We start from the raw sequence: 5,728 nt of genomic DNA, 5'->3' as shown, positions 1-5,728 counted from the left end.
ATTCCCCTATTCCCCTACCTCGCATTTTCGGGGTTACATCAGTCAAAACTCTTCCCTATAAGGCCCTCCTAGCCTGATACCAGAATCGCGAGCACAACCGGCCGGGTCTTCCCGTCCCGGTTTTTTGTGCAAGCCGCCCGCCGAACGGACCTTTGACATGCCAAGACGCACTGACATCAAGTCGATCCTGATCATCGGGGCCGGCCCCATCGTCATCGGCCAGGCCTGCGAGTTCGACTATTCCGGCACGCAGGCCTGCAAGGCGCTGAAGGAGGAAGGCTTCCGCGTCATCCTGGTCAATTCCAACCCGGCCACCATCATGACCGACCCGGAACTGGCCGACGCCACCTATATCGAGCCGATCACGCCTGAAGTGGTGGCCAAGATCATCGCCAAGGAGCGGCCCGACGCGCTGCTGCCGACCATGGGCGGCCAGACCGCGCTCAACACCGCTCTGTCGCTGCGCCGCATGGGCGTGCTCGAGCGCTACAATGTCGAGATGATCGGCGCCGATGCTACCGCCATCGACAAGGCCGAGGACCGCGCGCTGTTTCGCGAGGCGATGAAGAAGATCGGCCTGGAAACGCCGAAGTCGATGCTGGCCAACGCCACCGACGTCAAGAACACCGACCGCAAGACGCATGAGGCCGAGCGCGCCGCGCTCAAGGCCGAGAAACCGGCCGATCTCGACGCTGCGCTCGACGCCTTGGAAACCCGCTGGAACCTCGGCGAAGGCGACCGCAAGCAGCGCTATATCAGCCATGGCATGGCGATCGCCGCCCAGGCGCTCGACCATGTCGGCCTGCCGGCCATCATCCGCCCGTCCTTCACCATGGGCGGCACCGGCGGCGGCATCGCCTACAACCGCGCCGAATTCTACGAGATCGTCCAGTCCGGCCTCGACGCCTCGCCGACCACCGAAGTGCTGATCGAGGAGAGCGTGCTCGGCTGGAAGGAGTATGAGATGGAGGTCGTCCGCGACAGAGCGGACAATTGCATCATCGTCTGCTCGATCGAGAACATCGACCCGATGGGCGTGCATACGGGCGACTCGATCACCGTCGCCCCTGCCCTGACGCTGACCGACAAAGAATACCAGATGATGCGCAACGCCTCGATCGCGGTGCTGCGCGAGATCGGCGTCGAGACCGGCGGCTCCAACGTACAGTTCGCCGTCAACCCGGCCGATGGCCGCCTCGTCGTCATCGAGATGAACCCGCGCGTCTCGCGCTCGTCGGCCCTGGCCTCGAAGGCGACCGGTTTCCCGATCGCCAAGATCGCGGCAAAACTCGCCGTCGGCTATACGCTGGACGAGTTGGAGAACGACATCACCGGCGGCGCCACGCCGGCCTCGTTCGAGCCGTCGATCGATTACGTCGTCACGAAGATCCCGCGCTTTGCCTTCGAGAAATTCCCCGGCGCCGAGCCGGTGCTGACCACCGCCATGAAGTCGGTCGGCGAAGTCATGGCCATCGGCCGCACCTTCCAGGAATCGCTGCAGAAGGCGCTGCGTGGACTGGAAACCGGCCTGACTGGTCTGGACGAGATCGAGATTCCCGGTCTCAGCCATGGGGGCCTCGGTTCCGCCAACCATGCCGACGACCGCAACGCCATTCGTGCAGCGCTCGGCACGCCGACGCCCGACCGGCTGCGCATGGTGGCGCAGGCGATCCGCATGGGCACCTCGTTGGAGGACGTGCACGCCATGTGCAAGATCGACCCGTGGTTCCTCGAACAGATCGCCGGCATCGTCGCCATGGAAGCCCGCATCCGCGAGCACGGCATTCCCGAGGATGCCGTCAATCTGCGCATGCTGAAGGCCATGGGCTTCTCCGATGCCCGCCTCGCGTCGCTGACGAAGACCGACGCCGAAGTGATTCAGAAAGCTCGCGAAAAGCTCGACGTTCATCCTGTTTATAAACGCATCGACACTTGTGCGGCCGAGTTCGCCTCGCCCACCGCCTACATGTACTCGACCTATGAAGTGCCGTTCGCCGGCGCGCTGGCCAACGAGGCGCAGGTCTCGTCGCGCAAGAAGGTCGTCATCCTCGGCGGCGGGCCGAACCGCATCGGCCAGGGCATCGAGTTCGACTATTGCTGCTGCCACGCCGCCTTCGCGCTGCGCGATGCCGGCTATGAGGCGATCATGATCAACTGCAACCCCGAGACGGTCTCGACCGACTATGACACCTCAGACCGGCTCTATTTCGAGCCCCTGACGGCGGAAGACGTGCTGGAGATCCTGCGCGCCGAACAGGCGTCGGGCGAGCTGGTCGGCGTCATCGTGCAGTTCGGCGGCCAGACGCCGCTGAAGCTCGCCGATGCGCTGGAGAAGGCCGGCATCCCGATCCTCGGCACCTCGCCCGACATGATCGATCTCGCCGAAGACCGCGACCGCTTCCAGAAGCTGCTGCACAAGCTGAACCTCAGCCAGCCGAAGAACGGCATCGCCTATTCGGTCGAGCAGGCCCGCCTGGTTGCCGGCGAGCTCGGCTTCCCGCTGGTGGTGCGCCCGTCCTATGTGCTGGGCGGCCGCGCCATGCAGATCATTCATGACGAGGGCATGCTGCAGACCTACCTGCTCGACACCGTGCCCGGCCTGGTGCCGGAGGACATCAAGCAGAAATACCCCAACGACAAGACCGGCCAGATCAACACGCTGCTGGGCAAGAACCCGCTGCTGTTCGACACCTATCTCAGTGGCGCCATCGAGGTCGATGTCGACTGCCTCTGCGACGGCAAGTCGACCTTCGTCTCCGGCATTCTGGAACACATCGAGGAAGCCGGCATCCATTCGGGCGACAGTGCCTGCTCGCTGCCGGTGCACTCGCTGCCTTCCGAACTGGTCGACGAGCTGGAGCGCCAGACGGCAGCCCTTGCCCGCGCGCTCAATGTCGGCGGCCTGATGAACGTGCAATACGCGATCAAGGACGGCACGGTCTATGTGCTGGAGGTCAACCCGCGCGCGTCACGCACCGTGCCGTTCGTCGCCAAGACCATCGGCCGGCCGATCGCGAAAATCGCCGCCCGCATCATGGCCGGCGAAAAACTGGAAGACGCCTTCGCCCATTACGGCGCGATGCCTGATCCCAGGAACCCCGGCCACATCGCGGTCAAGGAAGCCGTGTTCCCCTTCGCCCGCTTCCCCGGCGTCGACATCCTGCTCGGCCCGGAAATGCGCTCGACCGGCGAGGTCATGGGCCTCGACCGCGATTTTGCGCTGGCCTTCGCCAAGAGCCAGTTGGGCGCCGGCGTCGACCTGCCGCGCTCCGGCACGCTGTTCGTCTCGGTGCGCGACGAGGACAAGAAAGGCATCCTGCCGGCGGTCAAGCGCCTCGCCGGCCTCGGCTTCAAGGTGCTGGCGACCTCAGGCACCGCCCGCTTCCTCGCCGAAAACGGCGTCGACGCCCAAAAAATCAACAAGGTCCTGGAAGGCCGCCCCCACATCGAAGACGCCATCCGCAACCGCCAGGTCCAGATCGTCTTCAACACCACGGATGGCCAGAAGGCGGTGTCGGACTCCAAGTCGCTCCGCCGTGCCACGCTGATGCAGAAGGTGCCGTATTATACGACGCTGTCGGGAGCGGCCGCGGTGGCGGAGGCTATTGCGGCGCTGAAGGCGGGGAGTTTGGAAGTGCGGCCGCTGCAGGAGTATTTTGCGTGAGGAGCTAGCGTGGGCCTGCCATCACCCGAAACCAGTCTTTGATAGTAAGATGAAGACGGTCGACTTCGTCTTCGGCCAAAAAACCACAATGGGCGATCGTACCACGTAACACGTTAAGCTGATGCAGTACCCTTGATAGGGCTGGTTGGTTACTCATGATGCCGGCGAAATTCGCCCAGTTTTTTCTTATTATGTCCCCAAGCTGTCCAAAAGTAGTATAGTCTATTTCCCGCTCGGAGCGGATCGAGAGAGCCAGCTCCAGTTCTCTTTTACGATTCTTATCAACCTCGTCTTTAATCACCTGATCGACACAAGTATCCCACCAGGATCGGCCATAAGATTCCTCTAATGTCTCTTGGATTATTCTTCTAATCTCGTTCTCTACGAGATAGAATAATTCATAGTATGATGCCATCTTCGAAGCACGAGAACGGCTCTCCCTAGAAAATTGCGCCAGGTGCTCGTCGTAAACCGCAGCAGCATCCGTACGATTCATGCCTAAGGGAGAGCCGTCAGCCTGATCAAATTTCTCCACTTCCGCCTGGATTACAGCGCATTTCAGAATGTATAGCTCCAATTTATGAAGGTCTATCATTTTATCAGGTTTTCCCTGATGCTTCGAAATATTGTGTTGTATATTTCTATGTTTGTAGTCGCAGGTAGAACCAAATTAATCTGATATGAGATACCGTTAAGGCTTAGCTGAGGGGCGCTAATGCGATCCGGTGTAGAACTCATCGAATCTGAGTTCGCGGGGGCGTTTACGGCAGCAGCCTTATTCTCATCAGCTCCTTGCGCATACTCTTGGAACGCACTGAAAGTACCGTAAATATAGCCAACAACTTTGTCCGCACGATTTAGCCCAGTGATGCTGACGATTGCGTCGATAATCTTGTCGCGATCGGCCTTGTGCGCGTACTGATTCCGTTTAAAAATTTCGGAAAAGCCCGTCTTCAACGCGTGGAGTGCAGCTGAAGCCCTGCCTCCGTCAGTTTGAAATTCAGAGTAGTAGTTGGTAGGTGTGCCATCACTAGTTAAGAATCCAACCCTTTTCAAAATAGGTATAACTGGTATTGAACTTCCACCAGTTATCTCAAATACAGTGTTCAGGAAGTCTCTATTAAATTTTGGCGGTCTCTCGCTGACAGGTATTTTCTGAATCGCCCTTTTAAACACGCCAACACTAGACGTGTATGGCATGTTTCCGGGTATCTCTCGATTGGGTACTGCCTTCTTTTCGTCTTTCACAGCGGCCACGGCTGCGTTTGAACCAGTTTCTTTTTCTGCCACTTTCCCCTCCTGCCCTATTCGAAATATTATAAACTGACTGGCATTACATGCAATCCTCCGGCCACTCTATCGCTGCGCCCGACACCGGCAGCTCCTTCATCTGTTTTTTGTACATATTGAGTGCCTGCAGCATCTTCTTGGCGAATCGCCCACGCCGTATTGGTGAAGCCCCTCAAGCCACAGCCACACACTCGATCTCGATATCAAACTCCATCGGCCAAGACGCCACAGGCACAAAACTGCGCGCCGGCGGGTTGACGCTAAAGTACCTCGCATAAACCCGGTTGATGGCGTTGTAGAAGCCGGAATTGACGGCGTAGATGCGCACCATCACCACATTGTCGAGCGAGGTGCCGGCCGCTTCCAGGCAATGCTTCAGCGCCTTCAGCGACGCCTCGGTCTGCACCTCGATGTCGCCGCGCACCATCTCGCCGGTCACCATGTCCACCGGCGGCGTCGCCGAGATGAACACGAAGCCGTTGGCCTTGACCGCCGTCGAACAGGGCAGGCCGAGCGCCCGCACCTTGTCCGACATGACCGGCACTTCGATGATTTCTTTCTTCATGGCAAATCTCCCTTGTTTGCAGGGAGCTTATCCCCGCACTGGCGGAACGCCAGCGCCGTTCTTCCCTTCTCCCCTTGTGGGAGAAGGTGGATCGGCGCGTTAGCGCCGGGACGGTTGAGGGGTGTTCCAGCGGAATGAGGCGGCGGCGTTCCCTGGAACACCCCTCATCCGACCTCGCTTCGCGAGGCCACCTTCTCCCACAGGGGGAG

The 5,728-nt window shown here is 59.9% G+C and carries 4 protein-coding genes; 1 reads left to right on the top strand and 3 read right to left on the bottom strand.

Annotation, left to right across the window (positions count from 1 at the left end; translation table 11 throughout):
- Positions 1 to 157: 157 nt before the first annotated feature.
- Positions 158 to 3,664: a carbamoyl-phosphate synthase large subunit gene (gene carB / locus EN925_RS20565; protein WP_127388487.1), complete on the top strand. Its 3,507-nt coding sequence runs from the start codon at positions 158 to 160 to the stop codon at positions 3,662 to 3,664.
- Between the two features lie 4 nt (positions 3,665 to 3,668).
- Here carB and EN925_RS20560 read toward each other — a convergent pair whose 3' ends face one another.
- The 3 genes from EN925_RS20560 to EN925_RS20550 all read right to left on the bottom strand — a co-directional run bounded on the left by EN925_RS20560 (position 3,669) and on the right by EN925_RS20550 (position 5,519).
- The gene (locus tag EN925_RS20560) at positions 3,669 to 4,259 is read right to left on the bottom strand and encodes a Swt1 family HEPN domain-containing protein (protein ID WP_127368183.1); all 591 of its coding nucleotides are present in this window, start codon (positions 4,257 to 4,259) and stop codon (positions 3,669 to 3,671) included.
- On the bottom strand, positions 4,256 to 4,954 hold the full coding sequence (locus tag EN925_RS20555; protein WP_127368182.1) for a DUF5343 domain-containing protein: 699 nt from the start codon (positions 4,952 to 4,954) through the stop codon (positions 4,256 to 4,258). The genes EN925_RS20560 and EN925_RS20555 overlap by 4 nt, the downstream gene beginning before the upstream one ends.
- Before the next feature lie 172 nt (positions 4,955 to 5,126).
- The gene (locus EN925_RS20550) at positions 5,127 to 5,519 is read right to left on the bottom strand and encodes a RidA family protein (protein ID WP_063172891.1); all 393 of its coding nucleotides are present in this window, start codon (positions 5,517 to 5,519) and stop codon (positions 5,127 to 5,129) included.
- Positions 5,520 to 5,728: the final 209 nt, after the last annotated feature.

The organism is Mesorhizobium sp. M7A.F.Ca.US.006.04.2.1, from assembly GCF_004022915.1.
Lineage (GTDB): Bacteria > Pseudomonadota > Alphaproteobacteria > Rhizobiales > Rhizobiaceae > Mesorhizobium > Mesorhizobium ciceri.
Note: the sequence above shows the minus strand (reverse complement) of the source record. Positions and strands in the feature narration are given on the sequence as shown.

Bases quoted from the DNA above. Each gene is read 5' to 3' on its own strand.
- carB (WP_127388487.1), top strand. From the start codon at position 158: ATGCCAAGACGCACTGACATCAAGTCGATCCTGATCATCGGGGCCGGC.
- EN925_RS20560 (WP_127368183.1), bottom strand. From the start codon at position 4,259: ATGATAGACCTTCATAAATTGGAGCTATACATTCTGAAATGCGCTGTA.
- EN925_RS20550 (WP_063172891.1), bottom strand. From the start codon at position 5,519: ATGAAGAAAGAAATCATCGAAGTGCCGGTCATGTCGGACAAGGTGCGG.